Genomic DNA, 25,377 nt, shown 5'->3' with positions numbered 1-25,377 from the left:
GATGCGGCTCCCCCACCACGACGTCGGCGAACCCGCGGCCGGGGTCACGCAAGGCGGCGAGCAGCAGACTTGCTTGTGGGCGGCGTTGCCACGGCAGGGAGCGGCTCTGCCCGACGTCGAAGAACTCGGCCACGATCCGGCCGTCGTGCGGCTGGATCAGGGCGGTGGCACGGTTGAGTTGCCACCGCCGCGACGATTCCGGGTCCTGGTTGTCCTCGGTGGACACACGCCCGTAGAACGCGAACCTGGGGCCGGTTGGCTGGTTGGTCATTCGGTGTGGTGATGATCGACTGTCGTCGACGCCTCGATCAGCACGGCCAGCAACGCCCGCGCCGCACGCGGCCCGAACTCAGGCGGTCCACTCGGCACGATCACGCGCGGCATCGACGTGGCGGCCGTGTCGGATCGCGACGACGTTGTCGATGAACGCTCCACTCGCGGCTCAAGGTCAAGCCCATCAGCAGGCGGCGACACCTCCACCGTGCCAACGTGGGCCGGCATCTCGCGGTCGTCATCTCGGGTCGGCAGGTCAGCCATAGGCCGCCACCACACCAGCGACGTCGGTCGGACAACGCCCGCCGGCCTGGAACCGGGAGTCGAGGACGGGCGAACTCGGATCGGTCGCCGGACACGTGCCGGCGACACGGGTGAAACGACGAGGCAGAACAAGGAATTGGGTAGTCAAGGTCTTCTCTTCTTCCGTTTCAGGAGTAACACAAGAAGGCCGGACCACCCTCACGGGTAGTCCGGCCTTGCGGTCTTCATCTGTGATGAGCGCCCGCCGGAACTAGCGGATGCTGCGGCTACGGATCGGCGTTCACGTCGAATGGCAGCAGTAGAAGTGCCTCATCGGCCGGAGCGCGCTTCCCCGCACGGAGAGGTCAAAGCCCTGCTCCCAATCTGCTCCCAAATGATCACAGCAGCCCGCACAGCGCTATGAGCACACACCCATTGACCTGCGGAAACCCAAGCCAAAGTCGATCACCGAAGGTCGGAGACCTCTTCCGTGTCAAATTTGTCCGGCGTGTGCGCTGACCTGCGGCTTTGGAGATCGCGCAGGTCAGACGGCGCAGTACAGAGCAGTACGACGCGGTTGAGCGCCGTTCAGCGCGGTATGGAGCGCCGCGCTGCTCCCCGTTTGCTCCCACCCCGTCGGGCCGATCCAGCCCGCCCAGCATCCCGTTGCCACCGGTAGGCGCACGCGTCCGTCCTTGATCAGCTGCGCACTCATGCCGATGTCAGCGCATTTGATCAAGCTCGGAGCGCAGTCACGGGCCATGCTCACCCGCAAGCCACTCCCATCAGCACCCCGCCATGGGTGCGGTGACCCACGGGGAGGTGGAGCCGGTCAGCCCTGGCCCAGCTCCACCTCCTCGCCGTCGATCGAGAGGTCGGTCAGGTGCGGCAGGCGCAGGATCGCCGCCAGCAGCCCGGTGCCGGGGTCGCACGGCAACGCAAGCCGCTCAAGGGCGGTCAGCTCGGTGAGCCACTCCGGGATCTCGGTGATGTCGGTCATCCAAAGGCCCAGCGACCGCAGTTTCGTCATGCCGCGGACCCACTCGGGCACCTCGTGCAAACCGTTGCGGGACAGCTCGAGCGCGGTGAGGTTGGTGAGCCGGCCCAGGGAGGGCGGCAGGCTGTCCGGCGAGTTGGTGAAGAACCCCCGGTACAGGTTCAGCTCCCGCATCTGCGTCAGCCCGCCGATGCTCTCCGGAAGCCGGTCGGACCGGGTGTCGACGAGGTACAGGCGCGTGAGGTTCGTCAGCCCGCCCAAGAAATCCAGTGGCTCGCCCTCCAGGTTGTTCTCGCTCAGGTCGAGCACCCGCAGCCCGGTGAGGCGGTGGATCACCAGGGGCACCTCGTAGAACGCGTTCGCCCCGACGTTCAGCTCGGTGAGGGCGTCCAGCTTCCTTAGCCACTTCGGCAGGTCGCGGAGGTTGTTGAACTCAAGGTTGAGCGACTCCACGAAGGTGAAGTCGCGCACCTCCTTCGGCACCTTGTACAGCCCGCACCGGTCCAGTTCGAGCTTCGGCGACCGGGTCTGGCGGGCGCGCTCGATCCGCTCGGCAGCCGGGATGCGTTCCTCCACTTGGCCGACCGTACATCGGCTGCCAACCCCGCACCGGGCTGTCTGGCCACGCCGCCCCGCGGCTGACAGCCGAGCAGGCCAACCCGTTCCGTGCGGCCCGAGACAATTGACCTAGGCATCCAGATCTGCCGCGATCGGTTCGTCATTCGACGTCATGAAGATCGGTCGCCCCCTTCCGATGGGCAGGTTCCCTCACCAGACCACGTGGTGGAGTCCGTCGATGTGCTGGCTTACCCCGCCGGCCGGGTGGAGCGGGTGGGCGCGGTGGCCAGTTTCTCGCAGATCGCACTGACGGCATCGCGGTTGCGTCGGTCGAGGACCGCGGCGGGCCAGGCCACGACACGGCACGCGCTGTTGATGTAAGTGCCGTGCAGATCGGCCACGCCCGGGTCGGACGCCAGGTAGACGCTGGATCGGGAGGCGCGTACCGCGGCCCTCTGCCCGTAGAGAAGGGGCAGGAGTGGCCGCAGAAGCGGGACGATCGGCCGAGCGACGGGCGGGTAGGCGCCGACGGGCAGGCCCTTGTTGAGCGATGTGTACGCATGGCCGGGATACGCCACGTTGAGGGTGACCCCGCTACCGCGGAGGCGTTCGGCGGTCGCGTAGCTCATTGCCATGAGCGCCAGCTTGGTCTGGTTGTAGTGCGACAGCGCCACGTACGACCGTTCGCCTTGCAGGTTGTCCAGGTCGATCGAGCCGCGGGGCACCCCGCCGGTGATGTTGACGACGCGAGTCGGGGCGGCGCGAATCAGCGCTGGCAGCAAGCCGTCCGTCAGAAGGTAGGGCGCCAGAACGTTGGCGGCGAAAGTCGTTTCGATGCCCTCTGGGGTCAGCACGCGGCCGGCCCGGGTGACCCCCATATTGTTGATCAAGACATGGATCTCGCCGTACCGGGCGGTGATGCGTTTGGCCAACCCCCGTGCGTTCCGCTTCAGGGTGAGATCGGCGAGCATCGCCTCGACCCGGTCGTTGCCGGTGTCGCGCCGAAGCTCCGCAACCGCCGTGCGGGCGCGGTCGCCGTCTCGGCCGACCACCACGACCTGTGCTCCCAGCCGGGCCAGGCCCCGAGCGGTTTCCTTGCCGATGCCGGCGGTGCCGCCGGTGACAACGACCGTCTTGCCGTGCATGGGTCTCGTCATGGACCTCACTATATGACACCGGGTGACAGTTTCGACATCGCATGTTGTTAAGTAGACTTCGGTGCGTGACAGGCTTGCGGGAACGGACGCGGCGAGCAGTGCGGGCCGAACTCGCCGCCGTCGCGATGCGGCTCTTCGCCGAGCAGGGATTCGATGCGACGACCGTGGAACAGATCGCGGCCGCCGCCGGGCTGACCAAACGCAGCTTCTTCCGGTACTTCCCGGCCAAGGAGGACGCCGTCTTCGGAGACGTCGATATCCTCGGCGAGCAGGTCATCGTCGAGATCCGCGAGGAGCCCGGCGACGACCCGTGGCACTGCCTGCACCAGGTGCTGAGGCGATGGCAGCAGCAAATCCACGACTCCGAGCAGGCCCAGACCAGACTCCGCCTCATCGAGGTCACCCCATCGCTGCGGGCGCGCCTGCACGAAAAGCGAGCCGAGTGGCGCCAGAGCGTCAGTGACGCGCTGCGCGCTCGATCCGACCCACCACTTGATGCATTCACCGCCGATCTACTTACTAACGCCGCCGCAGCGGCGCTGGACACCGTCACGCAGGAGTGGGCCCGCACCGGTGGCACCGCGAAGCGTGATGTCCTGCTCGACCGGGCGTTCGCGCTGCTGCGTCCGGATATCGCAGGTGTCGCCAACTGACGTCGCGCCCGGTCGAGCGGGTTGATGCCGGCGTCGAGGTGAACGCGGGCGCCGTCCGGTACCCGCAAGTCCGCCAGCGCCGGCCCAAGAATCGAACTCGTCACGCGCGGCTCGCCCCACCGGCGACATAGATCCACTCGTATCCGGACCGCGGGAGACGCCGTCCGTTCGTGGCAGGAACAGAGAGAGACCAGACCCGGTCCGCGAGCTCGCCGATCTTCGCGTCTGGCTCACGACAGCGCTTCGGCTGGTCCACCGCCAATCGGCGCCCGCCAGTCCCCACGGTTCTGAGCCTGCCGTCCGACCGCGAGCTGATCGATGTGGTTTGGACGGTTGCGGCGAATGGCCGACCGGGCCGGCTCCGAGCAGTCACATGGCGGGTGACATCCGCTCATACCGCTGTCCGGATTCGACTTAGCGACGCACGGTCGTCACCAACAGGCTGCTACCCAATGTCATGCAGTCGAGGTGCTCATCGCTCGACAGACAGCTCCGAACCGGGTGCTGTGCTACCGACGAATCAAGCGTCGCGCACTGCCTCTCCCTCAATCTCCGACCAAGGCTTTCGTACGAGATCTTGATAAGACAAGGCATCCTGCCGAGTGCCTGGCCGAAGGTCAACATCAATATCCCGCCAGCCGAGGCGCCGGGCCGCCTCCACACGGTGATGTCCGTTGACGGTGATCCGTTCGCCGCTATCGGGGCCCTCGTAGACGAGAACACCCCTGATCTCGCCTGGATGCTCCATGTAGTACCGGACTCGCCCCTCGTCCAGCCCTGGTCGCTGGGTGTTCGAGCACCGTCTGATGGAGAGACTCCATAAGAATCCTCACCACCACCCACACCTCCTCAACCGACCGTCGTCCCCAAGTCAAACAGCATGCGTGACGGGAGTGGCTGCCGGCCTTTGCACGCTACGGCGTCCGCTCATGCCGCTGTCGGTGCGCACCGGCCGATTGCCACCTGTCGTGGCCTGATTACCGGCGCCTTCGGCGTCCAGTAATCCCTGATCCGCGGAGAATGGTGCACTGATCGGGGTTGAACTCCTGTGCCGCTTCCGGATTGTCGGGCTTGCGGGTGAGGCAAAAATTACGTGGTGACCATGCTGTCGCGGATGACGGCGATGGGATCCCGAGGTGGGGTGCGGAGCAGGGAGGCGAGGTCGCCACCGGTCCCGCGGTGGGAGTCGGCGAGGAACCCGGCCGCGACGGTCGCGTACGTCGATGTCACGTACGCCACGGCGAACGGTGGGAGGCCCGCGTCGGTCAGATCGGCGCGGAGGGCGGCCAGCGTTGTCGGTCGATACTTCACGTCCGGACCCGCGGCGGCGGCGAGGTCACCGCCGCTGATCGGTCGGGTACCCACCAGTTCGTAGGTTCGTCCGGAGTGCTCGCGCGGGTCCGCGTCGGCGTCGACGGCCACTTGCACGGCGACGTCGGCAAGGTCGGCGCGGGCGACAGCGGCGAGTGCGCCGTCGCCGAACGGGGCTGCCAGGATGCCGGTCTCAGCGGCGCGGGCAACGTCTGGGGCCACCAGTTCGGCGTACAGACCGTTGCGCAGCACGGTCCAGCTGAGCGGTCCGGCCGCGAGGTATCGCTCCGTCCATCGGTGCGGCAGCGCGTAGGCCAGGTGGTCGCCGGCTGAGGACAGGCTGGTGTAGACGACGTGACGCACGCCGGCCCGCGCCGCGGCGTCCAGACCGGCTCGGTGTCGGGCGATGACGGTGTCCGGTTCCGCGAACCCGGCCGAGACGAGGATCGCCGTCGTGACGCCGTCGAACGCCGCGGCCATTGTGCGGGGATCATCGAGGTCGAGCGTTCGCTGCGACACCGACCCGGGCAAGGGATCCGGCAGGCGTGACGGGTCACGGGTAGCGGCGATGAACGGGACGGAGCGGGTCGCGAGCCCCGCGGCAATGAGACGGCCGAGACCGCCGGAGGCACCTGTCAACAGGATCACGAGTGCGACGATCCAACGGACAGCGGTCATCGCAAAAGGAGGCACTTTGATGTCAGATGGGCACACGGCGGTAACCAGGACGCGCAGTGAGCTGGGCGAAGCACTATGCGCGAGCAGTTTCGCCCATGACTGTGGCCTACGCGACATCATCGACCGGGTCGGCGATCGGTGGTCGATGCTGGTCCTCGCCGAACTGGTGGATGGCGTACGACGTTTCCGCGAACTACACCGGCTGATTCCTGGTATCTCGCAGCGAATGCTCACGCTGACCCTGCGACGGTTGCAGCGCGACGGCCTGGTCAGCCGCACCGCCTACGCGACCATCCCGCCACAGGTCGAGTACGCCCTCACCGAACTCGGGCACACCCTGACCGGCCCGATGCGAGTCCTCGCCGACTGGGCCACCGAGCATGGGGCCGCATTCGCCGAAGCGCGCCGCCGCTGGGACGCCGCCGACGGCAAAACGGAAAGCATTGAGGCACATCCACATCGATGGCCCGCGCCGAAGTCCCCGTCCGCAACAGGATCAGGTTCACGGTAATGCCGCTGAGCGCGCGGACCGAAGTGCCGAAGGTGTCTTCCGGCCCGGTCTCTGCGTTCCATCGTCGCGACGCAGCCCTCATGGACTCTGCTCATGCAGGACGAGGACCGCATGCTGCCGGCTCCGCTGGCCGCGGCACACGCCGCAGGCTTCTCAACGGACCACGACGGTTACGACTTCGAGCCGTACGACGAGTTCATGTGGTCCGTCGAGACGTCTGAGTGGTGGCGGTCCTGGACCGGCAGCCCTTCGGCCGGTCCAGCGCCGTTGCGGGTTTTCGGGCAGGACGGGACCGGTGGGCTGGTCGCCATCTGGATACGCGGACCCGAGGAGCCGATCGAGACCCAGCCCATCGTGTTCCACGGCTCGGAGGGCGAACTGAGTTCCCCCCGCTTTCGGGGAGTGGTGGTTACCTGGCGCCCGTTGGTTCAGGCTGAACGGTAGCTGTCTCAGGGTTTGTCTGGTTGGTGTGCCAGGCGGCTTCGTATTCGTCGGGGCTGAGGTAGCCGAGTTCCTTCTGGATGCGGCGGGTGTTGTACCAGCCGTCGATGTAGGCGAAGACGGCGTTTTCGGCCTCGTCACGGGTGCGCCAGGCGTGTCGGTAGACCAGTTCAATCTTGAGGGTGGAGAAGAAGTTCTCCATCAGCGCGTTGTCGTAGCTGTAGCCGACCGAGCCCATCGAGGGCAGGATCCCGTTGTCGGCCAGCCGCTGTCCGAAGCGGAACGACGTGTAGTTCGACCCGCGGTCGGAGTGGTGGATAAGCTGCCCGTCGCGGACGTCACGGGACCAGATCCCGTACTCCAGGGCGCCGAGGACGAGGTCGGTGTCGCACCGGTCGGAGGTCTTCCAGCCGACGATGCGCCGGGAGAACACGTCCCGAACGGCGGCGAGCCAGAACGCGCCCTCACCGCATCGGATGCGGGTGACGTCAGCGACCCACAACCGGTTCGGTGCCGTCGCGGAGAACCGGCGGTTGACCAGGTCCGGCGCCGGGGTGTGGTGCGGGTCCTGCCGGGTCGCGCCGCCGCGCCAGCCGCGGCGTAGGAACGCGCCCTGCCAGCCCTGGCCGGCCATCAACCGCTCGACGCGTTTGCGGCCGACAGCGATCCCGTCACGGCGTAGCTGCTGGTGGACCCTGTCCGCGCCGTAGGTGCGCCCGGACGCTTCCCAGATGTCGTAGATGTTGGACAACAACGCCCGGTCGACGTCGGCCCGCTCGCACGGGCGCTGTTCGCGGTCGAGCCAGCGGTAGAAGGTGGACTCGCCGATGCCGAGAACCCGTAGCAGGAGCGCGACCGCGAAGCGGTCACGGTGTTCGTCGACGAACCTCATGACCGTCGCCGGGTCGGATCGAGCTCCGCCGCGAAATACACGCTCGCAGCCTTCAAGATGTCGTTCGCCCGCCGCAACTCGGCGTTCTCCCGCATCAGCCGGCGGCTCTCTTCGACCATGTCCTTCGCCGGCCGGTCCTCACGCTCGCCGCGGTCGGCCTGGTCCTGCCGGATCCAGTTACGCAACGCCTCGTGGTGCACGCCGAGTTGCTCGGCCAACTTCCGGATCGTCGGCTTCGGATCCGAGTCCCGATACAACCGCACCGCACAGGCACGCAGCTCGTCCGGGTACTTCTTCGGTGCTGCCACAGAACGGTCCGCCCCATGGCCATCAGACCATGATCAGAAGACTCCCGGAAACCGGGGGAACTCAGTCGGATGCCTTTGCCGGCGGCGCGTTGACCGCGTAGGTGTTGGGCCTGGTTGAAGGTGTCGTCGTTAATGATCGGCTCGTGGACTATCTCCTTGGACACGATCCGGTCGGCGGTGTGGTTCCACCGCATGACGGGTGTGTGGCCGAGGGCTACGTCGTTGCTTGTTCCAGACTTGGCGGCCGGTGTAGCGGGGGTTGGTGAGGATACCCGCACTGCGCTCTTGGTCCAGGCCACACCGGTGCGGTGCCGGTTGCGGGCCCGGTCGGCGGCTGACGGGCAGGGCACGTGGTCGTTGGTCAGGTTCTCGGCGATGGCATGGATGCCGTAGCCGGTAAGGAACTCGGCGATGATACGTCGGACGACCGGTGCGGTTACCGGGTCGGGGACGAGGCCGCGCAGGTGGCGGCCGGTAGCGGCCTTGGCCGGGTTCGGATGCGGACCAAGATCGACCAGGGTGTAGCCGTAGGGCGGGCGGCCGCCGAGATAGCGCCCTCCGGCAGGGTCTGTGCGGCCATCGCGGTCTTGACCCGGAGCTTGATCCGGTTGCGTTCGCCTTGCTCATCCCACCGAAGACCGACATGACCAGTTCGTGGGCCTCGTTGTCCGCATCCATCGGGCCGCCGATCGCCGGCACCCACAGCCGGACACCGAAGTGGACGAACAGCGGCACGGTCAGACCGAACTGGTTGCCGTAGAAGGCGCGTGCGGCTCCCCCACGACCACGTCGGCGAAGCCGCGCCGCGGGTCCCGCAACGCCGCCAGAAGAAGACCGGCCTGGGGGCGGCGCTGCCACGACAGGGAACGGCTCTGTCCGACGTCGAAGAACTCGGCCACGACGCGGGCGGAGCAGAAAAATATCGTACGGGCGGTGCACGCGGGGACTGCCGGTGCCGTCTTCAGTGGTGTGACCTTCGAGGAGTTCGCGGTGGCCCGCTTACCCAGCCTCCTGCGTTACGCGATTGTCCTGACGGGTGACCACGATCTTGCTCAAGACGTTGTGCAGGAGGTGCTGGCCCGCGCCCATGTCCGGTGGCGGCGGATCTCCGGGTCGGAGTCGCCTGAGGCGTATGTACGGCGCATGGTGCTCAATGAGTACCTTTCCTGGCGCCGTACGTGGACGGTGCGCCGCGTGTTCGCCGTTGGGGAGCGCCTGGCTGACCTGGCCGACACCCGAGGCAAGGTCGGAGATCCTGCCGAGGGTGTGGCGGACGCGGATGACCTGTGGCGCCGGCTCGCCACGCTGGGCCCCAAACAGCGAGCCGTGCTCGTCCTGCGCTACTACGAGCAGATGCAGGACGAGGCGATAGCTGATCTCCTCGGCTGCCGGCAGGCAACGGTCCGCAGCCAGGCTGCGAAAGCACTGCGGAAGCTGCGGCTGCTGTCGGAGCAGCAAGTTCGGATCTATACCTAGGAGACGTCGTGACCGATCACGGTGAGCAGCTACGCGAAGCATTCGAGACTCATGAGACCCTCGCTCCCGACCCGGCCGCGGTTTACGCGCGAGTGCTGGAGCTCTCCCGCATCTATAAGCGGCGTCGCCGCGGCGCGCAGGTCGCGGGTGGTGCGGTGTTGAGTGCCGGCCTGATCGCCGGGGCGGTGCAACTGCCCTCGGTACTGGGCGGACACCCCCGCGGCATTGGGATCAATGCCGGGGCACCGGGCTCCCCGATCCCCTCGGTCGCCCCGTCTTTCACCCAGGCCGACCTAGACAGGTACTGGGCGGCGTACTTCGCGGCCGGCTACGGGTACGACGACGCGGTGCAGCTCGCCGCGCTATGGCACACCGGGCAGAACATCGGCCAGGTCAAGGCCGAGGCCGGTCGGCGCCTGCTGGCCGGTGAAACCTTGCCGATCCCGCCGCACCCGAACCCGAGCGACCCCACGACGTCCGAACCGGCCGTTCCCGCCGACGCGGCCGCGCTAGCGGCGTTCTTCGGCGCCGGATATGTCTGGGATGACGCGGTGCAGCTCGCCGCGCTATGGAACCTTCCGAGTCCGTCGGAAGCGAAGGTCGTCGCGGGCAAGAAGCTGGAAGCGGGCGAGAAGCTGCCGATCGAGCCGAAGCCGGAGAACGTCGCGGCGCAGAAGGAATCGACTGCCGTCGCGAAGTTCTTCTCTGCGGGCTACACCTACGAGGACGCGGTCGAACTGGCCGCGCTGTGGAACCTTCCCGACCCGTACGAGGCGAAGGTTGCCGGCGGTCAGAAGCTGCTCGCGGGCGAGACCCTGCCCATCAAGCCGTGACCCCGCCGCTGCGCCGGCGTATCGGCTTCGAGGTCGAGTTGATGGCGCCGCCCGGCCTGAGCCGGCGCAGCCTCGCCGTGGAGTTGGCCGGCCGCTGCGGCGGCAGCGTCCGGCCGGTGTGGCACGAAGACAGTGAACCCTCCCTGGTGCCCGGGGTGGGGCGATTTCTGCACCTGACGCTGGGTTTCGAGGTGCGCCGGGCTGACGGCTCACCGCTGTGCACCCTGGTCGACGACGTCACCCTCGTCGCGGGACTTGACCCGGGGGCGGCCGCTGCCCCGGGCTGGTTCCGGGTGCTCAGCGACGACCCGCGGCTGCTGCGCCTGCTCGCCGCGCACAGCGACCCGGCACAATCGATCTCCGCGGCGCTGGAGGAGACCGCACGGTTGTGGGGCACCCGGGTCGAGCAGATCGGCGATGTCTTCCGGCTTGACGACCCTGGCGGTGCGACCATCGCGCTGGCCGCGCCGCAGGGCGGAGAGCGGGAACGCCCCTGTGAGGTCATCACCCCACCGCTGACCGAAGATCACCGCGAGGCGCTCGACGAGTTGCTCGCTCCGGCGCGCGAACTAGGCTTCACCGTGCCCGTCGAGGCTGCCGTTCACATGCACGTCGACGGCGGCCCGTTCCGGTCTCCACCCGCCCTGAACAACCTCATTCGGCTCTTCGCGCACTGGCGCGAACCCCTCCGTGCGATCTTTCGCACCAACCCCGCCTGCCGACGGCTCGCCCCCCTGCCGGCACCACTGGTAGCCGCGGCTGATGCCGGCGCCGACGCCGCTACCCTGCGCAAGACCGCCAACGACTGCAACCTGAGCAAGTTCTTCGATGTCAATCTCTGCCAGATACTGACCGACAGGCCGGTGCGGGACACGGTAGAGATCCGCATCCTGTCCGGCTCGATCGACGCCGATGAGATCGTCCACCATGCTGCGGTTGCCGAGTTGCTCCTCGAACAATGCCTCGACGAGCAACCGTTCCCGTACCCACCCAGCGATCCGGTCGCTGCGGTCGACGGCTTGCTCACGATTGCCGCCGCCGCCCTCGCGGCACGAACATAAACATCGCGGAACCTCTGAAGCCACTGACCGCAGGCAGCGCCCGTCGGCCCTGTCTTGAGCACGGCAGCGGCGATAATCACCGGATGACGGTCGATTTCACCACTGCCGTCCTGGCCGACGAGGGCATCGAGGTGGTCAAGACCCCGCCCCGGACACCACAGGCGAACCGCTACATCGAACGGTTCGTCGGACCTGTCCGTCGCGAGTGCCACCGCCGTCATTCCGCTCGACGACCTCGTGATCCCGTCCGCCCGCAGCGACGGCGGCTTCCGCCTTTACACCGAACCCGATCTGGCCCGCCTCGAGGTCATCAAGCGCATGAAGCCCTTCGGTTTCACCCTGGAGGAAATGCCCGACCTGTTGCAGATCCTCGACGCCGCAACCGTCGAGGAGGACGAACGCGGCGTGCAGCACGACCGGCTGGCGGTGTTCCACCAAGCCGCCCTCGCCCGTGTGGACGCCCTGCCCGACCAACTGCACATGGCCGAAGGGTTCGCCCAGCTGATCCAGGACCAGATCGACCGGCGACGCCGCTGAAGCTGTGCCGTCGCCCGGCGGTCGCGTGCGGGCCGGCGCTTCCCATGCCCCGGCCCGCACGGGCGCCGATATCCCGTCGACGGAGTGAGTACTCACTCCGCACGGTTCGGTTATGACATCACCGAGCGGCCGTCGTCGAGCTCGGCGAGGGTGATCACGTGCCGGCGTAGCCGGGCCAGGTCCCGTCGGCAGCCCATCGCCGGAATCGCTGGTAGGCCGTCTTCCAGGGCCCGTACCGCTCGGGCAGGTCCCGCCACAGCGACCCGGTCCGCCTTACCCGACAGATCGCGTCGATCACCTGCCGGTGATCACGCCACCGACTACCACGACCAGGCTGTGCCGGCAGCAACGGCGCCAGCACAGCCCACTCCTCGGCACTCAAGTCACCTCGCGCCACGCCCTGACCAACGAACCAAAGCCATGATCCGCGAGACAGAACCCAGCGACCAAAGATCGCTAGACGCCTCGCGTCCAGAACTCGAGCGCCGAGCCGTTGAAATCGGGATCGCCTGCGAGGAAGAACTCGTCCCACTTCGGCCCGTTGGACAGCTCCCAGTGCTCGACTGCGATGCCGTCCTCGAACCGCCACGCGCCCATCCCCACGCGCGTCCACAAGACGTCGCCGCGCGCCGTTCGGAACGTGCCGTGAACGATGCCGTAGTAGTCGTCGGCGAGGATCTGATCGAAGCCCAGGGGCTGCACGTTCACGTCCGAGAGCATCGCCCGGCGCTTGTGGTACTTCGTCAGGAAGTCCATGCCGGCGGTAACAGTGAGCCGCACGCCGCCGGTGTGAATGATCATGTTCGGCGACATGCGACCCATGATCGCCTGCGCGTGCTCCTTCTGGCGGTGCTCCCGCTCGTCCTCGTCGAGGTTCGGATCGGACGCAATCGCGGCGCCGCCACGGTAGACATCCGACAGCCACTGGGCGTTCGGATGTGTTTCGGTCAGCATGCTGTTTTCCTATCTGTGAGAGCGTTCGGCGGACGGCGGCACGCCGTTCAGGTGAGGCCGTAGCCCAAGTCGTGAGACGTCCGCGAACTCGGTGGCGATGCCATGGCGCCCGCCCGCTATGAGCTCGAGCCGAGCATCCGGGATCCTGGTTACGTCCTCGCGGTGATTTCGGGCAGGGTGAGGGCCGAGTGGGCCGGTCGTCCGTTCGCGGGAGGCATGGCGCTGAGATTGCGCAGCCTGTTGTTGCGTTGTTCCAATTCCTCGGCGGTGGTCGGGAAGAGTGTGGCACCGCCCTTGCCGGCGAGCCCCTGGTTCAGCGTCACGAACTCACGGGTGTTGTTTTCGTAGGCGGCGAAGCCGGCGGCGTGGTCCCGGTCGGCCACGGAACCGGCGAGCATGTACCCGCCGACGAGCGCGAGGCTGGTGCCCTGTCCGGTAAGGAAAGAGGGCGCGTACGCGGCGTCGCCCACCAGCGCGACCCGGCCGCTGGACCACCGTGGCAGGTGGATCTGGCTGACCCCGTCGAAGAACACGTCGCCCGCGTCGCGCATGGCGGCGAGCATGCCCGGAATCTCCCATCCCGCGTCGGCGAAGACCGTGGCGACCAGGTTCCGTTGGGCTTGCGGATTCGAGAACGCGTCGAACGGCGGTTCCGGCCGGGCGAAGTTCAGGAAGGCGTGCACTTCGTCGCTGTCCCCCACGGCGTAGAGGGCCGCGGCCCTGCCCGGGTCGTTCCACATCACGGTCTCGTGGGAGAGCCCGAGGGTATTGCGCATGGTGAACACGGCGAAGCAGTAGCCGAGGTACCGATGGAACCGCGCCTCCGGACCGAACAGCAGTTCCCGGGTGTGTGAGTGCACACCGTCGGCACCGAACACCATGTCGAACGTGCGCCTGCCGCCCCCGCGGAAGGTGACGTCGACCCCGTCGCGGGTCTGATCGAGGAGGTCGATGGAGTCGTTGAACAGGAACTCCACGTCGTCACGGACCGCCGTGTAGAGAGCGTCGGTCAGGTCCCCGCGCCGCACTTCAAGGTCCTCGCCCTCGACCCCACCGGTGACAACGTGCGGCTTGAGCGAGACCACCTCGCTGCCGTCCCCGTCGAGGAAGGTCAGCCGGCGCAGGTCGATGTGCGCTTCGCGCAGCCGCGGGAGGATCCCCATCCTCCGGACGACCTCAAGCGCGGTGCCCCGCACGTCGATGGGATAGCCACCGCTGCGAATTGTGCCCGCCTTCTCCACCACGGTGACCTCGTATCCGTAGCGGTTCAGCCAGAACGCGAGGGTGGGGCCCGCGACGCTGGCCCCTGATATCAGGACCTTGCGCCTCGGCGTGGTACGGATAGCCGTCATCGGATCGGTGCGGATCATTCCTTGACTCCTTTGCCGAGGCTACGGACGACAGACAGGGCCAGTGCCGCGACCACGCCGGCGATGACGAAGGCGGTGACATAGGCCGACTCGGCCGGGACCTCCGATCCGGCAGGGGTCCCGGCGGTGAGGATTGCACCGCTGAGCTGCGCGCCCGTGGCGAAGCCGAGCACGCGAATCACCAGGACCAGGCTCGTGGCGGTGCCGGTGTTGCCCTGATCGACCGAGGTGGCTGTCTTGATGACCAGCGCCGTGATGCAGGCGCCGTTGGCCAGGCTGATCAGCGCTTTGCCGACGATGAGGTGCCAGATTTCGGTGTGGATGAACGCCATGGCGATCAGCCCGGCCGTCATGAGCCCGATTCCGGCGGTGACAACGGCACCCGCGCCGAACCGCCGCGCCCCGAGCCCGCCGAGCGGTCCGCTGACTGCCGCCATCGCGGCGGCGGGCAACAGGTAGCGCCCGATGTCGGTGGAACTGGCCCCGAACCCGTATCCGTCGCCGGACACCGCGAATAGCTGCGGAACCAGGTAAATCGCCACCGCGGCGCCGACGCAGACGGCGAACGTGACCACATAGGACCGCCAGATCGCAGGCGTCGCGAGCAGGCGCAGATCGAACATCGGCGCGGCCGCACGACGTTCAACGGCCAGCCATCCGGTCACGAAGGCGACCAGAAGCACGACGATGACGACGAGCACGAGTGGCTGCGAACCGGCCTCGGGCGCCATCGCTAGCCCGGCCATGAACGTCAGCACAATGCAGCTCAGGAGAGCCAGGCCGGGCCAGTCAATCCTGGCGTCCGACCGGGTCGGCTGATCGTCCGGCATCAGCCTGCGGACGAACAGGGTCGCCACGACGATCGCCACAGTCGGTATCGCGAACATCCAGTGCCGCGACAGTCCTTCCGCGATGGGCCCGGCTATCAGCGTCCCCAGCATGCCGCCGCCCACGAAGAACCCGCTGACCACCCCGATGGCCACCTGCGACTCGCCGGCCGGGAGGAGCTTGCGCAGCAGGATGAACGACAGTGGCATCGCGCCCACCATCGCGCCCTGCAGCACCTGCCCGAGCAGCAGCACCGGCAGGTTCGGCGCGAGGGATGAGACGAGGCCACCGGCCGAGACCACCGCCATCAGCCAGATCATCACCCGCTTTCCGCCGTGGCGGTCACCGAGAACGCCCGCGATGGGCGCGGTGAGAGCACCGGTGATGAGCATCGCGATGCTGAGCAGTGCGCCTTGCGCTGGGCTGATTGACAGTTCGCGCTGCAGCAGCGGGAGCGTCGGTGACACCACCGATTCCAGGGTTCCGGTGGCGGCTGCCAGGATGCCGACGGCCCAGACAGCGGCCTTCCCGATACGGGACGGGGGAGCCAGAGCTGTGGTCATGGACGTCCCTACCTTTCTTCGTGATGGATGTCTTCCTCACCGGTCTCCGCCGGTGCTGGCCGTGTGGCCGAGGCCGGTCACCGCCAGTACGACGAGTGCCGCCACCACCACCGCGACGCCTTCGTGCACTTGGCACAGCGCCGCGCCGGTAACCGCTCCGGCGGCGATGAGCAGAACAGCCGCACCACGTCGCAGGGCCCGCTGGCCGCGGGCCGCCGCCAGCCGGGAGTCCGCGGCGAGGCCGGTCAGCGTGGAGGTCACGACGACGGTGCTGACGTCCTTGACGTCGAGGTGGCGGGCCGTCGCGGCCTGCGTTCCCATGGCCAGGGCGAGGGAGAACGCCATCAGCACGCGGGCGGCGGGGGTGCCCACCCCGGTCGTGGCCATGCCGAGCGCCGTGGCGGCCAGCAGCAGTCCGACGGCGCCCAGCAGGCCCGCGCACCGGCGGCTCCAGTGCGGTACGGCGGTGCGCAGCGCCCGGCCGGCCAAGGCCGCACCCGCGAGGAAGGAGAACAGCGCGACGACCGGACCGAGCACGGAAAGTTCGGTCTGGCCGGTGGCCGCCATGCCGAGGATGACGACGTTGCCGGTCATGTTGCCCGCGAACACCTGGTCCAGGCGCAGGTATCCGACCGCGTCGACGATGCCCGTCGCGAAGGTGAGGGCAAGCATCAGGCCCGGCAGCGTGACCCGCTGTCGTGCGGCCCGGCCATCGGTGCGGGTATCGGATGTCATGCCGCTCATCGCCCCGTCGCGTATCCCTGGGCACCGCGCGGGTTCGCCGCCGCCCGCAGGACGCCGGTGTTCGGATCGCGGGTCACGACGGACAGCCGGCCCTGGCTCCACGGTCCGGAGACGGTCACGTCGTGGCCGCGTTCGCGTAGTTCGTCGATGACCGCCCGGCCCGCTCGTTCCTCGATCACCAGACCCGCCGGCCGCCAGGTCCGCGGCCAGAAAGAGCTCGGTACCGAGGTGGTGTGGAACGCGGGTGCGTCGATCGCCTCCTGTGGATCCAGCCCGAGAGCGAGCGTGCGCACCAGGTAAAGAAGCTGCCACTGGTCTTGCTGGTCGCCCCCGGGTGTGCCGAGCGCGGCGACGGGCCTGCCGTTGCGCAACAGCATGGTCGGCGACAGCGTCGTGCGGGGCCGCCGGCCCGGCGCCAGGCGTGCCGGGGCGGCCGGGTCCAGCCATGTCATCTGGAGCCGGGTGCCGAGCGCGAAGCCCAGTTCGGGCACGGTGGGCGAAGACTGGAGCCACCCTCCCGACGGTGTGGCGGAGATGATGTTTCCCCAGCGGTCGACGACGTCGATGTGGCAGGTGTCGCCGCGGGTCTCTCCGGTCTGTTGCAGGGTCGGTTCTCCCACGCCGTCGGCCCGGACGCCGCGCTGACCGGTGACGAGCGGTGGTGTGTACGGTGTGACGCCGATGTCGCCGGGCCTGAACGCGGTTGACGCGACCGGACCGATCAGGCCGGCGCGTTCCTTGCTGTACCGGGGGGACAGCAGACGGCGTATCACGGTTTCCGCGTCTGCCGGGTCCAGATGCCCGTAGAACGCCTCCCGGTCGGCCATCGCCAGCTTCAAAGCCTCGGTGATGGTGTGGATTCCGCCGGCCGTCGACGGATCGATCTGTTCGTCGTCGAATTGGTCGAGCATGGTGAGGGCCTGCAGCAGCACGGGGCCCTGAGACCACAGGCCCGCTTTCGCCACCGTGATCCCTCGGAACTCCGCGGTGACCGTGGGCTCGGTGGACGGAACAAAGTCGGTGAAGTCAGCGGCGGTGATCACTCCGGCGTGGTCCCGGCCCGAGGAGTGCCGATGCGGCGTCGCCACGAACTCCGCCACGGCGGCCGCCACGAACCCCGTCCGCCAGATGCGCCGCGCGGAGTCGATCCGGGCGGTTCTCGTCCCGCCGACACCCGCGGCGCTCAGCCGGCGCAGAGTCCGGGCGTAGACGGGGTTCACGAGAGTTCCGTACGGCTGCGGGACCTGTCCTCCGGGCATCCACAGCGCGTACGACGTCGGCCAGTGCGTCCGGAAGAGCTCCTCGACCGTGGCCAGGACCCGCGCCAACTGGGGAACGACCGGAACCCCGCGTTCCGCGTAGTCGATCGCGTAGGCGAGGACGTCGGTGAGCTCCCAGGTCCCGAACTCGGCGAGCAACCACAGCCAGGAGTCGACGGCGCCCGGGACGGCGGCGGCCAGGGCACCCGCACCCGGAACGCGGTCCAGTCCTTCGGCCCGGAAGTGCTCGATCGTGGCGCCCCGCGGCGCATGGCCCTGTCCCGCCAGCACGAGCGGAGCCGCTCCCGCCGCGGTCGCGAACAGGGCGACGAGATCGCCGCCCGGCCCGTTGAGGTGCGGTTCGGCCACGTGCAGCACGAACGCGCCGGCCGTCGCCGCGTCGAACGCGTTGCCACCGCGTTCCAGCACGGACTGGGCCGTCGCCGCGGCCAGCCAGTGCGTCGACGCGCACATGCCGAAGGATCCCCGCAGCGTGGGGCGCGTCGGGTGCGGTGGCGGCTGTTGACCTGCCATGTCTGTCACATCCCGTCCCTCATCGCGCGTGGTGAGCGGCGTGGTGGGCGGCGAGGACGTCACCGCCGAAGTCGGTCGCCGGGTCCCGCCACACGGCGTGGGCGTGGTTGACACCGCGGTGGATGTTGGTCCACTCGACGAGCAGCCGCGGGCCGTGCAGGCGGTAGTAGTGCGGCTCGCCCGCCGTGGTGGAGCCGGCCCAGGCGAGGTGCACGGCGTCAAGCGTTGCCGGGTCGTGGTAGCGCGACAGTGGGGACACCCCGTCCGGAACGCGGTCGAGGTAGGTGCCGAGCAGGGCCCGCAGCAGCTCCCGTTGCGCGGCGTCGAGTTCGGCGCCCGGCACTCCCCTGGGTGTCGGGGTGAGGGCCAGCGCCTGCCGGTCCGCGCCGTCGAGGCCGGTGGCCGGTTCCTCGGCACGGTCCGGGGCGTGCGGCCCGGGGCGCCAGAGCTCGCGGCGCCGCACCACCCGGTCGTCGATCCGGGTGCTGTTGCCCGCCACGATGTCGTTCGGGGCGCGTGCCAGCAGCACGGCGCGGGCGCTGAGCTCGGGGCGCAGGGAGCGGACCAACTCGCGGGCCAGGTCCTCGGCCGTCCCCAGCGGGCGCAGCGTCGCGCCGCCGAGGAGCGGCGACACGGCCGGGTCGGCCCCCAGGAAGCACGGCGTGGTGGCGGCGACGCGCCCGTCAACCACGAGGTTGTTGAGCGAGACGTGGTGGCCGCCGAACCGCCATCCCCACGGTTGGACTCCGTCGGGCTCGCCGAAGACTCGCAGGTAGTACATGCCGGGGTCGCGGGTGCGTTCCCGTCCCCAGTTCACCGAGAAGCCCTCGATGCGGTCGAGCACGTTCTCCAGGCCGAGCACGGTGGCGACGGTGGTGTACCCCGCTTCGGACAGGCCGGTCGCGACCAGCCGCATCGCCAGCCGTTGCTGGGCGGGGTGTTGCTGGTGAAACGTCAGCCCGCCGTGATCGGTCGGCGTATAGAACCAGCGGGTGCGTTCGGCCTCGGCGTCCTCGCCGGCGCCCGGCGGTGGTCCGACCGCCACCGTGCGCTGGTCCGCGTCCAGGGAGTCCAGCCACGCCTGGGCCGCTTCGGCCATCCGGCTCGCGACCTCGCGGGCGGCGTCGTGCGTCGCGCCGGGTTCGCGCTCAACCTGCTGCCTCATCACTATTACCCCCTGGCGAGAAACCGAGATGTATCTCTGAATTGAGAGGAAGTTCTCATATAAGAAGCGCAAAGAAAGGTCACGCGTGCCACCGCTGGAGTAGCCGGATCAGCAGCAAGTGCGCCGCGCACGGGACAGCCGCGCACCGCCGGCGCCCGGCGCCGAGTTCGTCGGGTCGGCGTCTGCGCCCGGAACGATCAGCCGGCCCGGGCCCAACCACGCAGCGCGCCGCCGTATGCCTCGGTCAGCCGCGTGATGACCTCCGGGCGGGACAGGTCCGTCTCCTGTAGCAGATCCTGGATTTCCCGCGGGTCGAACATCATGTTGGCGCGGAACACGGCGTACTCGATCAACTTTTCCGGGAGGCCGATGTCGTCGAGCAGCCCTTCCACCGGCCTGCTCCAGGCATCCCGCAGCGCGACCATGATCTCGTTCCCATCATGGAGCCGCTCCAGATAACCTCGCCTGGATCGGAGCTGCACCAATGCCGGCCCGTGTTCGGCAAGCAGGTCCACCCATTTGTTCACGACGGAATCGAACAGCGGTCGCCCTTGCGCGGTCGATGCCGCACTGAAATCGCGGAGCTCCTCGACGACGCTGAGCACATAAGCCGCGAGCACCTCGTCGAGCGAGGAGTAGTAGCGGTAGGCGGTAGCCGGGCCGACCTCCGCGCGGGACGCGACGGCCTGCATGGTGAGCTGATCGGGCGCCTCGCGGGCAGGCTCGCCGACGGCCTTGAGGAGGCGCCGATGGTTGCGGCGGGCGTCACTGCGTGGCTGGCGCCCGCCGCGCCGGGACGCCTGCTGATCGGTCATGGCCCCTCCGCCCTCGCCGAACCTCATTGGTTTCTCTCATCGCCGAGATGACGGACGATGCGGGCCAGGCCGGTCCGCAGGTCCTCCTCAGAGGCCGCGAACGAGATCCGGATGTGCCCCTCGCCCGAGGGCCCGTACTCGGCGCCGGCCCGCACCATCACCGCCCGCTCGGCGAGCTCGCGAACGATCGCTTCGGAGGGCAGGTCGGCGTCGTAGCGAAGGAACCCGTAGAACGCTCCCTCCGGCGGAACCAGGTGCAGCCCGGGAATCCCGGACAGGTGGGCGACCACGAGTTCGCGACGCTGCCGGTACCTGTCGACCATGGCATCGACGACGCTGTCCGGCAGATCAAGAGCAGCAAGGGCCGCGTGCTGGACCGCCGTATTCAACGAGCCGTTGTGGGTCCGGTGCCCGTGCGCCACCGCGTCCACCACCGCACGCGGCCCGGCCAGGTACCCAACGCGCCAGCCGGTCATCGCGTAGGTCTTGGAGAACGTCTGCACGTACACCGTCCGATCGCGCAGCGATTCGATCTCCAACGTCGAGGTGAACACATGCCCCGGATAGACCAGCCGGTGGTACGCCTCATCGCTGACGACCAGGGTGTCGGAGCCGTCGAGCAGCTTCCCGAGGGCCTCGAGCTCCTCCCTGCGGTGCACGATGCCGGTCGGGTTCGACGGATTCGAGAACATCACCATCGCCGCCCCGGGAAGCGCGGCGGCCAATGCGTCGACGTCCCAATGCAGGTCCGGGGCGAGCGGGACGAAGTCCACCGTTCCCCCGGCGAAAACGACCAGGTCGGCGTAGAGCGAGTAGGCGGGCTCCGGAATGACGACACGGTCACCGGGGCCGATCATCGCGAGCACGGCGGACGCCAGCGCGGCGGTCGCGCCGTGCGTCACCACGACGTCCTCCGCGGTCCACATCCGGCCCGGATGCGCCGGCAGCCTGGACGCCAACGCGGCGCGCAGCTCCCGCAGGCCCTTCTGGTCGGCGTAGTGCGTGTCTCCCCTGCGCAAGGCCGCCGCGGCGGCCTCGATCACCGGTGACGGTGTCGGGAAGTCCGGCTCGCCCATGGCAAGGGAGACAGCCCCCGGCGGTGCCGGGCCAAGGGCCGGGCGCCGCGAGCAGCGGCGCAGCTCCTCCATCCGGAGGGCGGGCACGATGGTGGTCACAGGGCCACCGCCGCACGGCCGGCGCGCGCGGCGAGGATGCGCTGCCGAAGCGCCTGCTCCTTTTCGCCGATCCCGTCGACCGCCTCCACGACCTCCATCACGCGGTGCCGTGGAACGACGACGACGCCGTCGGAATCACCGACGAGCACGTCACCTGCTGTCACCACCACGCCGCCGACCGCCACCGGCGCACCGATGGTGCCGGGCCCGTCCTTGAAAGGTCCGGCGGGGGTGACCGCGCGCGCGTAGACGGCCAGGCCCATCTCGGACAGCGCCTGGACGTCGCGGACGGCACCGTCGACCACCGCGCCGACGACCCCGGCGTTCACCATGATCTCACCGATGAGGTCCCCGATCAGCGCACGGGTCATGTCCCCGTGCCCGTTGACCACCAGGACATCGCCCGGTCGGGCTTCGTCGAGCGCCCGGTGGATGGCCAGGTTGTCACCCGACCGCACGTCAACCGTCAGCGCGTTTCCCAGTAGCGCGCCGCGCTCGGTGCACAGCCGGATGCCGCCGTCCATGACGGTCATCCGCTGCAACGCGTCGCCGACGTTGGCCGCGGGCACCCGCTCCAGACGGCGAGTCTTCGCCGCCGCCACGCGATCCCAGCTCGGAGCGATGAACAGCCTGTCCGTCGCCGCAACAATGAACATTGTGGGATTCCATTCTCAAATAAGAGAGTCATCTCAGATAGAAGAGCTCGCAGCGTGAGGCTTCAAAACGGCCGCGGTATGCCGCCCTGGCTATTCGAGGGCGAGTGCCGCCTCGGCCGGCCGGCCACGCGTCGCCCGCCACGCGGGCAGGAGCATGGCTCCGAGCGTCAGCAGGACGGCGAGTGCGGCCGTCGACACGTAGATCCACGGGGATCCGGCGGGTATTACCGAGTCGAGGCGCTTGAGGCTGACCGGCACCAGGATCCCGATCACGGCAACGGTGCCGAGCGCGATGCCGCTGGCGGCCAGGATCGCGCCCTCCAGGCCGACCATCCGCATCACCTGGCTTCGAGTCGAGCCGGCGAGCCGCTGCAGCCCGAACTCCCGTCGCCTCGCCGCCGTGCTCGACGCCAGAGTGTTGATTACCGTGATCGCCGCGTACCCCGCGATCATGAGCACCATGATGTAGATCGCGAAGTTGGCGGTCTGCTTCTGGTCGTCAAACTCCGTCAACAGCACGTCGCGGCCGGTGACGGCCAGTCCCTTCTCGGCGGAGGTCACCTCGGTCAGGTCCGCCACCAGCTGCTCGGGCGTGATGTTCCCGTCAGATTTGACCAGGATGCGCGTCGCGTGTCCCTCGGTGGTGTGGGCAGCCAGGGTGTCGGCGGGCAGCAAGAGGGTGTTGTAGTCGTCCGGGGCGGAGAACAGCGCGGCCACCCGCAGGTCGAGAGGGGTGTTGTCGCCCATCCGCAGCTTGATCGTGGCGCCGACGTCGACGCCTAGCTTGTCGGCGTGCTGGTCCTCGATCGCGATCGTGTCGTCGTGCAGGTCGGAGATGCTGCCCGCGGTGACCTTGACGGGCGTGGTGGCGTCGGCGCCGGCGGCGGTGACGCCCTGCAGGGTCCAGCCCTCGTTCATCGGCGAGCTGTCCCTCGGACTCTCGATGAAGCCGACACTGTCGACGTACTCCGAGGCGCCGGCGACGCCCGGCAGGCCGTTGATCCGTCCCACCAGGTCTGGGTCGAAGCGGTCCTGGGTGGTCACCACGGCGTCGGCGACCAGATTGTCGGCGAAGCTCTGCCGATCAGCCTTGTCGTTCGTCGCCTGGAGGTACAGGATTCCGGTCGACACCGCGGTGAGCAGGATGACCGGCCCCATCACGGCCGCCAGCCGGCCGCTGCGCCCACGTGCGTTGAGCACGGCGAGCTGGCCGGTCACACCACCCAACGCGCGCACGGGCCACTGCACGGCAAAGGTCGTGACCTTCGTCAGCACGGGTGCCAGCAACGCGAACCCGATGGCGAGCAGGATCACGGCAGGTGCGGCGGTGGCCGGCGAGAGCGGTCCACTCATCACGGCGATGGTCACGATGGTCAGGGCCAGCCCACCGCCGAGGACGATCACCGCCAGCAGCAAGCGCCCGGCGCCGATCAGCCTGCCTTCGACGGAGACCTCCGCGAGCGCCTGGGTCGGCTTGACGCGCGACGCCCTTCTGCCGGCGCCCAGGGCACCGGCCAGGGCCGCGAGGATCGCCACCGCCATGGCGGCGATGGTGGGGATCCAGCCCTGATGGAAGGCCACGCCGTCCGCGGCGATCCCGCGCTCAGCGAGCTGGTCGAACACGAACTCGCCCAGGAACCGGCCCGGGAAGGAGGCTAGTGCGGTGGCGAGCAGGGACAGCAGCAGCGTCTCGCGAAGGATCAGCCGGCGCATTTGGCGAGGCGTCGCGCCCACGGCTCGCAGCAGCGCCAGGTCCTGCTGGCGCTGGGCGATCGAGAGGGCGAGCATGGAGGCCACCCCGAAGATCGACACCAGGATCGCGAAGGCGGTGAGGATTCCGGCCAGGCCCATCACCGCAACGCCGCTCGCCTTGGCCTCGCGCAGTTCGGCCTGCCCCCGTTCGTCACCGACCAGGGTGACGGTCGTGGCATCCAACTCGGCGTCGATCCGCTTCCGGAGCTCGCCGATGTCCACTCCCGGCTTGGCGATCACACCGATCGCGTCGACCGTACCCGCCGGCGGGACACCCTCGAAGACGAAGCTCTCGGTCTTTCGCACACCAGGCAGCGCCGCGATCGTGTCCGCCAGCCCCGCGTCGATACGGACCCGCTCGGGCAGGATCGGAGGTTCGTCGGGGTCGCCACCGGAGTCGTGGTATTCCTGGTCGCCGGCGACGACGACGTCGGCCGAGGCCAGCTGTCGCGGCGGCACAGCGGTGCGGATGCTGGTCTCGATCAGGCCGCCACAAGCCATCATGATGGCCGCCGCTATGAACATGGCGAGAAAAGCCGCCACGAACATGCCCGCGCGAAACCGCAGGGTGCGCAATGCGAACGCGAGCATCAGCGCTGCCCTCCTCGGCTCGTCGCCAACCGCGGGAGGGGATCTTCGTCGGCGAAGGCGCCCAGGTGGGTCATTCGGTCGGCCACGGATTGCGGCGTCGGCGAGTCCAGCTCACCGGCCAGGCGCCCGTCGGCGAGGAACAGGACGCGATCGGCGAACGACGCCGCGACCGGATCGTGGGTCACCATCACGATCGTCTGGCCAGCCGCCTGTGACGCGTGCCGCAGCAGCGCGAGAATGTCGCGCGCGGTCCTCGTGTCCAGCGCGCCGGTCGGCTCGTCGGCGAAGATGACGGCCGGTTCGCTGACCAACGCCCGCGCGATGGCGACCCGCTGCTGCTGCCCACCGGACAGCTCCGCAGGACGGTGGTTGCTCCGCTGGGCCAGGCCAACCTGGTCCAGAACGGTCGATACCCGGCCCGGGGCCGGTTTGCGGCCGGCGAGCCGCAGCGGCAACGTCACGTTCTGCCGCACGGTGAGCACCGGCAGCAGGTTGAACGCCTGGAAGACGAAGCCGATCCGGTCTCGCCGCAGCTTCGTCAGCTCGGTCTCGTTCATCTCGCTGAGCTCGTGCTCCTCGATCAGAACCGAACCCGACGTCGGCTGGTCGAGCCCGGCCGCGCATTGCAGCAGGGTGCTCTTGCCGGACCCCGATGGCCCCATGATCGCTGTGAACGTTCCTCGACCGAACCGCGTCGTCACGCCGTCGAGCGCCACCACCTGGTTGTCGCGCCGTCCGTAGACCTTGCGGACGGCCGTCAGCCGCACCGCGTCGGTGATGTCTCCGGTGTCCTTCAACGATTCTCCCCCCGGCTGCTCTGCCGTCCGGCCCGGTGCCGGACGATTCACTCACCAACCCTGTCGTCCACCGCGGTGTCGCACATCGTTTGCCCAAACCGTCTTCGCCTGGTGCACGCGGACCAGCCCGGCACCTCTTCTGGTGCAGATGCACTACACGCATAGCCCGTGTGCGGGGGTGGCCGTCCCGTAGCCTGACCGTGTGTCGCGTAAGTGGACATCGCGGGCGGGGCGACCCGGCATGT

Annotated in this window: 25 protein-coding genes and 2 pseudogenes; 7 read left to right on the top strand and 20 right to left on the bottom strand. The window is 68.7% G+C overall.

What is annotated here, in order from left to right; translation table 11 throughout:
• The 4 genes from Val02_RS37505 to Val02_RS37490 all read right to left on the bottom strand — a co-directional run.
• On the bottom strand, positions 1-271 hold a 271-nt coding region (locus Val02_RS37505), incomplete at its 3' end, for a recombinase family protein (protein WP_203904061.1).
• Positions 268-537 (bottom strand): hypothetical protein, encoded by a 270-nt coding sequence (locus tag Val02_RS37500; protein ID WP_203904060.1) that lies wholly within the window; start codon positions 535-537, stop codon positions 268-270. The genes Val02_RS37505 and Val02_RS37500, both read right to left, overlap by 4 nt.
• A gap of 811 nt (positions 538-1,348) precedes the next feature.
• Complete coding sequence (locus Val02_RS37495; RefSeq protein ID WP_203904059.1) at positions 1,349-2,089, bottom strand: leucine-rich repeat domain-containing protein; 741 nt, start codon at positions 2,087-2,089, stop codon at positions 1,349-1,351.
• Positions 2,090-2,319: 230 nt separating this feature from the next.
• Positions 2,320-3,228, bottom strand: a complete 909-nt coding sequence (locus tag Val02_RS37490; protein WP_203904058.1) for an SDR family NAD(P)-dependent oxidoreductase — start codon at positions 3,226-3,228, stop codon at positions 2,320-2,322.
• A 65-nt stretch (positions 3,229-3,293) separates the two neighbouring features.
• Here Val02_RS37490 and Val02_RS37485 point away from each other — a divergent pair, with 65 nt between their 5' ends.
• Positions 3,294-3,881 carry a TetR family transcriptional regulator gene (locus tag Val02_RS37485; RefSeq protein ID WP_203904057.1) on the top strand — a complete coding sequence of 196 codons (588 nt, stop codon included), beginning with the start codon at positions 3,294-3,296 and terminating at the stop codon, positions 3,879-3,881.
• Between the two features lie 1,089 nt (positions 3,882-4,970).
• Here the strand turns inward: Val02_RS37485 and Val02_RS37475 are convergent.
• On the bottom strand, positions 4,971-5,870 hold the full coding sequence (locus Val02_RS37475) for an NAD(P)H-binding protein (protein WP_203904055.1): 900 nt from the start codon (positions 5,868-5,870) through the stop codon (positions 4,971-4,973).
• A gap of 19 nt (positions 5,871-5,889) precedes the next feature.
• Between Val02_RS37475 and Val02_RS37470 the strand changes: the two genes are divergently transcribed.
• Positions 5,890-6,381 (top strand): winged helix-turn-helix transcriptional regulator, encoded by a 492-nt coding sequence (locus tag Val02_RS37470; RefSeq protein ID WP_203904054.1) that lies wholly within the window; start codon positions 5,890-5,892, stop codon positions 6,379-6,381.
• 93 nt (positions 6,382-6,474) lie between these two features.
• A complete protein-coding gene (locus Val02_RS37465; RefSeq protein WP_203904053.1) occupies positions 6,475-6,825 on the top strand; it encodes a hypothetical protein in 351 nt (116 codons plus the stop codon).
• Here Val02_RS37465 and Val02_RS37460 read toward each other — a convergent pair.
• From Val02_RS37460 to Val02_RS48765, 3 genes and pseudogenes are all read right to left on the bottom strand, one after another.
• On the bottom strand, positions 6,791-7,714 hold the full coding sequence (locus Val02_RS37460) for an IS3 family transposase (RefSeq protein WP_203904052.1): 924 nt from the start codon (positions 7,712-7,714) through the stop codon (positions 6,791-6,793). The two genes, Val02_RS37465 and Val02_RS37460, sit on opposite strands and share 35 nt — an antisense overlap.
• A complete protein-coding gene (locus Val02_RS37455) occupies positions 7,711-8,022 on the bottom strand; it encodes a transposase (RefSeq protein WP_203904051.1) in 312 nt (103 codons plus the stop codon). Before Val02_RS37455 ends, Val02_RS37460 begins: the two co-directional genes overlap by 4 nt.
• 104 nt (positions 8,023-8,126) lie before the next feature.
• Positions 8,127-8,486: pseudogene (locus tag Val02_RS48765) on the bottom strand (recombinase family protein); the annotation flags it as partial.
• A gap of 190 nt (positions 8,487-8,676) precedes the next feature.
• Between Val02_RS48765 and Val02_RS48570 the strand changes: the two are divergent.
• From Val02_RS48570 to Val02_RS37430, 4 genes are all read left to right on the top strand, one after another.
• On the top strand, positions 8,677-9,498 hold the full coding sequence (locus Val02_RS48570; RefSeq protein WP_308440046.1) for a SigE family RNA polymerase sigma factor: 822 nt from the start codon (positions 8,677-8,679) through the stop codon (positions 9,496-9,498).
• A gap of 8 nt (positions 9,499-9,506) precedes the next feature.
• Positions 9,507-10,331, top strand: a complete 825-nt coding sequence (locus Val02_RS37440) for a hypothetical protein (RefSeq protein ID WP_203904050.1) — start codon at positions 9,507-9,509, stop codon at positions 10,329-10,331.
• Entirely contained in the window at positions 10,328-11,392 is a 1,065-nt protein-coding gene (locus Val02_RS37435; RefSeq protein WP_203904049.1) for an amidoligase family protein, read from the top strand. Before Val02_RS37440 ends, Val02_RS37435 begins: the two co-directional genes overlap by 4 nt.
• A 237-nt stretch (positions 11,393-11,629) precedes the next feature.
• Positions 11,630-11,929 carry a MerR family transcriptional regulator gene (locus Val02_RS37430; protein ID WP_239153635.1) on the top strand — a complete coding sequence of 100 codons (300 nt, stop codon included), beginning with the start codon at positions 11,630-11,632 and terminating at the stop codon, positions 11,927-11,929.
• A gap of 175 nt (positions 11,930-12,104) precedes the next feature.
• Here the strand turns inward: Val02_RS37430 and Val02_RS37425 are convergent.
• The 12 genes and pseudogenes from Val02_RS37425 to Val02_RS37370 all read right to left on the bottom strand — a co-directional run.
• Positions 12,105-12,326, bottom strand: a pseudogene (locus Val02_RS37425) (transposase); the annotation flags it as partial.
• Between the two features lie 59 nt (positions 12,327-12,385).
• On the bottom strand, positions 12,386-12,883 hold the full coding sequence (locus Val02_RS37420; RefSeq protein ID WP_203904047.1) for a hypothetical protein: 498 nt from the start codon (positions 12,881-12,883) through the stop codon (positions 12,386-12,388).
• A 149-nt stretch (positions 12,884-13,032) separates the two neighbouring features.
• Complete coding sequence (locus Val02_RS37415) at positions 13,033-14,253, bottom strand: FAD-dependent monooxygenase (protein WP_239153634.1); 1,221 nt, start codon at positions 14,251-14,253, stop codon at positions 13,033-13,035.
• Positions 14,250-15,644, bottom strand: a complete 1,395-nt coding sequence (locus Val02_RS37410; protein ID WP_203904046.1) for an MFS transporter — start codon at positions 15,642-15,644, stop codon at positions 14,250-14,252. Before Val02_RS37410 ends, Val02_RS37415 begins: the two co-directional genes overlap by 4 nt.
• Positions 15,645-15,680: 36 nt before the next feature.
• Complete coding sequence (locus Val02_RS37405; protein ID WP_203904045.1) at positions 15,681-16,379, bottom strand: YoaK family protein; 699 nt, start codon at positions 16,377-16,379, stop codon at positions 15,681-15,683.
• 5 nt (positions 16,380-16,384) lie between these two features.
• Positions 16,385-18,181, bottom strand: a complete 1,797-nt coding sequence (locus Val02_RS37400) for a gamma-glutamyltransferase family protein (RefSeq protein WP_203904044.1) — start codon at positions 18,179-18,181, stop codon at positions 16,385-16,387.
• Between the two features lie 19 nt (positions 18,182-18,200).
• The gene (locus tag Val02_RS37395) at positions 18,201-19,346 is read right to left on the bottom strand and encodes a DUF3500 domain-containing protein (RefSeq protein WP_203904043.1); all 1,146 of its coding nucleotides are present in this window, start codon (positions 19,344-19,346) and stop codon (positions 18,201-18,203) included.
• 197 nt (positions 19,347-19,543) lie between these two features.
• Positions 19,544-20,161: a TetR/AcrR family transcriptional regulator gene (locus Val02_RS37390; protein WP_203904042.1), complete on the bottom strand. Its 618-nt coding sequence runs from the start codon at positions 20,159-20,161 to the stop codon at positions 19,544-19,546.
• A gap of 23 nt (positions 20,162-20,184) precedes the next feature.
• On the bottom strand, positions 20,185-21,336 hold the full coding sequence (locus tag Val02_RS37385) for a pyridoxal phosphate-dependent aminotransferase (protein WP_203904041.1): 1,152 nt from the start codon (positions 21,334-21,336) through the stop codon (positions 20,185-20,187).
• Positions 21,333-21,992: an RraA family protein gene (locus Val02_RS37380; protein WP_203904040.1), complete on the bottom strand. Its 660-nt coding sequence runs from the start codon at positions 21,990-21,992 to the stop codon at positions 21,333-21,335. Before Val02_RS37380 ends, Val02_RS37385 begins: the two co-directional genes overlap by 4 nt.
• Before the next feature lie 90 nt (positions 21,993-22,082).
• Complete coding sequence (locus tag Val02_RS37375) at positions 22,083-24,335, bottom strand: ABC transporter permease (RefSeq protein ID WP_203904039.1); 2,253 nt, start codon at positions 24,333-24,335, stop codon at positions 22,083-22,085.
• A complete protein-coding gene (locus Val02_RS37370; RefSeq protein WP_203904038.1) occupies positions 24,335-25,132 on the bottom strand; it encodes an ABC transporter ATP-binding protein in 798 nt (265 codons plus the stop codon). Before Val02_RS37370 ends, Val02_RS37375 begins: the two co-directional genes overlap by 1 nt.
• Positions 25,133-25,377 lie beyond the last annotated feature (245 nt).

It is taken from the genome of Virgisporangium aliadipatigenens (assembly GCF_016863615.1).
In the GTDB taxonomy this organism is placed as follows: Bacteria; Actinomycetota; Actinomycetes; order Mycobacteriales; family Micromonosporaceae; genus Virgisporangium; species Virgisporangium aliadipatigenens.
The sequence above is the reverse complement of the archived record's forward strand: the minus strand, read 5'-3'. Positions and strand labels throughout refer to the sequence as shown.

Excerpts from the sequence above, each read along its gene's own strand:
- Val02_RS37405 (WP_203904045.1), bottom strand. The coding sequence starts at position 16,379 with ATGACATCCGATACCCGCACCGATGGCCGGGCCGCACGACAGCGGGTC.
- Val02_RS37470 (WP_203904054.1), top strand. The coding sequence starts at position 5,890 with ATGTCAGATGGGCACACGGCGGTAACCAGGACGCGCAGTGAGCTGGGC.
- Val02_RS37465 (WP_203904053.1), top strand. The coding sequence starts at position 6,475 with ATGCAGGACGAGGACCGCATGCTGCCGGCTCCGCTGGCCGCGGCACAC.
- Val02_RS37500 (WP_203904060.1), bottom strand. The coding sequence starts at position 537 with ATGGCTGACCTGCCGACCCGAGATGACGACCGCGAGATGCCGGCCCAC.
- Val02_RS37375 (WP_203904039.1), bottom strand. The coding sequence starts at position 24,335 with ATGCTCGCGTTCGCATTGCGCACCCTGCGGTTTCGCGCGGGCATGTTC.
- Val02_RS37400 (WP_203904044.1), bottom strand. The coding sequence starts at position 18,181 with ATGGCAGGTCAACAGCCGCCACCGCACCCGACGCGCCCCACGCTGCGG.
- Val02_RS37420 (WP_203904047.1), bottom strand. The coding sequence starts at position 12,883 with ATGCTGACCGAAACACATCCGAACGCCCAGTGGCTGTCGGATGTCTAC.
- Val02_RS37490 (WP_203904058.1), bottom strand. The coding sequence starts at position 3,228 with ATGACGAGACCCATGCACGGCAAGACGGTCGTTGTCACCGGCGGCACC.
- Val02_RS37415 (WP_239153634.1), bottom strand. The coding sequence starts at position 14,253 with ATGATCCGCACCGATCCGATGACGGCTATCCGTACCACGCCGAGGCGC.
- Val02_RS37475 (WP_203904055.1), bottom strand. The coding sequence starts at position 5,870 with ATGACCGCTGTCCGTTGGATCGTCGCACTCGTGATCCTGTTGACAGGT.
- Val02_RS37390 (WP_203904042.1), bottom strand. The coding sequence starts at position 20,161 with ATGACCGATCAGCAGGCGTCCCGGCGCGGCGGGCGCCAGCCACGCAGT.
- Val02_RS37380 (WP_203904040.1), bottom strand. The coding sequence starts at position 21,992 with ATGTTCATTGTTGCGGCGACGGACAGGCTGTTCATCGCTCCGAGCTGG.
- Val02_RS37410 (WP_203904046.1), bottom strand. The coding sequence starts at position 15,644 with ATGACCACAGCTCTGGCTCCCCCGTCCCGTATCGGGAAGGCCGCTGTC.
- Val02_RS37395 (WP_203904043.1), bottom strand. The coding sequence starts at position 19,346 with ATGAGGCAGCAGGTTGAGCGCGAACCCGGCGCGACGCACGACGCCGCC.
- Val02_RS37460 (WP_203904052.1), bottom strand. The coding sequence starts at position 7,714 with ATGAGGTTCGTCGACGAACACCGTGACCGCTTCGCGGTCGCGCTCCTG.